General features: G+C 42.8%; 4 protein-coding genes. All 4 read right to left on the bottom strand.

Features of this window, described 5'->3' with window-relative positions; all coding sequences use genetic code 11:
- Positions 1-1,031 (bottom strand): ABC transporter substrate-binding protein (locus tag QZZ35_RS10455; RefSeq protein ID WP_291237349.1); only part of this gene is annotated, 1,031 nt, incomplete at its 3' end.
- Between the two features lie 55 nt (positions 1,032-1,086).
- Positions 1,087-1,878, bottom strand: a complete 792-nt coding sequence (locus QZZ35_RS10450) for an ABC transporter ATP-binding protein (protein ID WP_291237348.1) — start codon at positions 1,876-1,878, stop codon at positions 1,087-1,089.
- Positions 1,854-2,633 (bottom strand): ABC transporter permease, encoded by a 780-nt coding sequence (locus QZZ35_RS10445; RefSeq protein WP_291237347.1) that lies wholly within the window; start codon positions 2,631-2,633, stop codon positions 1,854-1,856. The genes QZZ35_RS10450 and QZZ35_RS10445 overlap by 25 nt, the downstream gene beginning before the upstream one ends.
- A 21-nt stretch (positions 2,634-2,654) precedes the next feature.
- Positions 2,655-3,116, bottom strand: a 462-nt coding sequence (locus QZZ35_RS10440) for a sulfatase/phosphatase domain-containing protein (RefSeq protein ID WP_291237346.1), incomplete at its 5' end; no start/stop codon positions are given.

Genomic DNA, 3,116 nt, shown 5'->3' with positions numbered 1-3,116 from the left:
TCAAGCATTACATAATCTTCTACAGGAACTTCTTCTTCAACAGCACCGGCTGCAAGGAAGTTATCCTGCTGAACTTTGTAGTAGCCAGCAACTGTTCCGTCTGCTGCACCTTCTGCAACTTCTTTTCCTGTTAACCAGTCTGCAACACCGCATTCACTGTAAACAGAATCATAATCTGTCTTAGTTACGTTTGCAACGAACTGTGCAACTTCTTCATAATTGCCGTCTGCTGCATAATCCATACCTTTGTAAAGAGCCTTTGTGAAACGAAGGATCTTGTCTGCATTTTCTTCTGCATATTTTGGTGTTACGATCCAGCTTGCAAGAGAGATTGTATCATCGATAAATGTCTTGTTATCGCAGAGAAGTGTGGAATCTTTTGCTTCTTCAAGAATCTTTAAGCTGTTTGGAGACCATGTTGCACATGCGTCTACACCACCGGAGAGCATAGCTGTTACGATGTTTGCTGCTTCCATTTCAACTGCTTCGATATCGTCCATTGTAAGACCTGCTTTTTCAAGAGCTTTTTTCAGGATATCTTCACTGGATGTACCGGAAGAATAAGCAACCTTTTTGCCTGCCAGATCTTCAAGAGTCTTAACATTCGGTCCACCGATCACAGCATCACCGTTGGAAATGTGGGAAAGTGCAAAGATTTTTGCATTACCCTGGATACAAAGTTTATGCGCACCTTGTCCGATATAACCGATATCAATTGATCCGGATTCCATAGCAGAAATGATGGTTGGTCCATCCTGGAAAGCTGTTAAATTAACAGTGATACCTGCTTCTTCAAAGTAGCCTTTTTCCATAGCTGTTGTTACAGCCCATAAGCTTCCATAGTTTGGCATATAAGCAACATTCAATGTGATCGGTTCTTCGCTTGCTGCTTCTTCTGCTTTTGTTTCCTCTGCTGTTGTCTCTGCCGCTGTTGTTTCAGCTGCCTTTGTCTCTTCCTTCTTCGATCCGCACGCTGCCAATGACAGTGCCATTACACATGCAAGTGCCAATGCGAGCATTCTTTTTTTCATTTTCTTTTCCTCCCAAAAAATATATTCCATAAGGTGTAACACCCCTAATGGCAAATTACTGACGAACTTCCAGATATTCCTGATATACTTCACCCCAGATACGGGCTTTCAGATCAAGAAACTGCTGTTCCATCTTCATTTCCTGTGTACGCGGATAAGGCAGATCAATATCGATAATCGTCTTGATACGGCCCGGACGTGCACTCATAACAATAACCTTTGTTGCAAGAATAATTGCTTCCTCAACATCATGTGTGATAAAGAAACAAGTCTTCTTCTCTTCCTGCCATGTCCGGATCAGCTCTGACTGGAGCTGGGTACGTGTCTGAGCATCCAGCGCACCAAAAGGCTCATCCATTAACAGTACTTCCGGCTGGACTGCATAAGCACGGGCAATAGCCACACGCTGTTTCATACCACCGGATAATTCTTTCGGATAACTGTCCACAAAGTCTTCCAGTTCTACCATCTTGATATATTTCATGGCAATTTTTTTTGCTTCTTCATCACTCATTCCCTTAAGCTTTAATCCAAACATTACGTTCTTCATAACTGTCAGCCAAGGGAAAAGGGCATACTGCTGGAAAACCACACCGCGCTCGGTTCCGGTTCCTTCAACTTTTTTGCCATTGACATAAACCGCACCGGATGTCGGCTCCAAGAGTCCGGCAATAATATTCAACAATGTGGATTTACCACAGCCGGATGGACCAACCACACAGATAAATTCATTTTCCATAATGTCCAGATCAACGCCATTCAGGGCAATCATCTTCCCTTTACGGCCATCATATATTTTCTCTACGTGGTCAATTTTGACCTTTACACATCTCTCTTCTCCTGCCATCCTGTAAGCTTCCTTTCTAATGTTTTGATAATTTTCTCAGAAGTAATACCGATGATACCGATCAAAATAATGTAGAGTAACATCGGAGCCACTTCGAAGCTGTTTGCAAAGGAACGGATACGCATACCCATACCAGCCGTAGCACCTGTAGATTCAGCGGCAATCAGTGTTGTCAGGGCAACAGATACACCCAGACGAACCGCTGTCAGAATAAACGGTGTCGTTGCCGGGAAAATAACTTTAATAAAAATGTCCTTATCCTTTGCACCTAATACACGGGCTGCTTTGATCAGAGTTTCATCCACGTTGCGGACACCCTGATAGATCGTTACAGTCATGATCAGGAAAGTTGCAAGCCAGATAACAATAACCTGCGGACGACGTCCGACACCGGCTGCAATAACGATCAACGGTACATAAGCAAGTGGTGGGATATTACGAATAAACTGAATCCATGGTTCCAGAATATTACGTACCGGCATATACCATGCCATAAGAAATGCAACCGGTACAGCGGTAATAAATCCAAGCACAAAACCTAAAACAACAGAAATCATACTGCTTATAAAATCTTCTGCCAGGACACCGCGCTCAATTACCGTCTTGATTGCTTTTATAATCTCCGGTATAAACGGAAAACTTCGCGCCGTCTGTGGATTCACAGATAAGAAGAACCACAAAAGCATCGCTGCCAGAAATGACAAAATCAGCCATCCCCAGGTTGGTATTTGAAATTTCGAATTTTTATCATCCATAAAATAACTCCCCCATTAACATTAATAAAATTCCTTGATCCGATGGAACCATGTACTGGCAGGATCATTGGTTTCTTTCAGATATCTGGACATAATATTCAGATATTTTTTCTTAACCTCTGCATATTCCGGATCATAACATACATTATGGAGCTGATACGGATCCTTCTTCAGATCATAAAGCTCTCCCCGTTCACTCTCATTGAATGTCAGTTGATAATCATGATCTCTTACCATGCGCTGTCTGGCAACATAGAAGTGATTATGATATTCTCCAAACACCTCTGTCCGTCCATTATCTTCTTTCTCTCCCATCATCAGAGGAAGAATACTTTCTCCGTCCACCGGTTTCGGAGGCTTCACACCGGCCACATCCAGAATTGTCGGCATCATCTCCTGAAGCAGAACAAAACTGTCATTATCCTTTTGTCCGGCCCCTTTGACTACCATCGGTATGTGATAAATCTCCTCAAAGGCAAAACA

Source organism: Frisingicoccus sp. (assembly GCA_016298055.1).
Taxonomy (GTDB): Bacteria; Bacillota; Clostridia; order Lachnospirales; family Lachnospiraceae; genus Frisingicoccus.
This window is presented reverse-complemented; position numbering and strand designations above follow the sequence as displayed.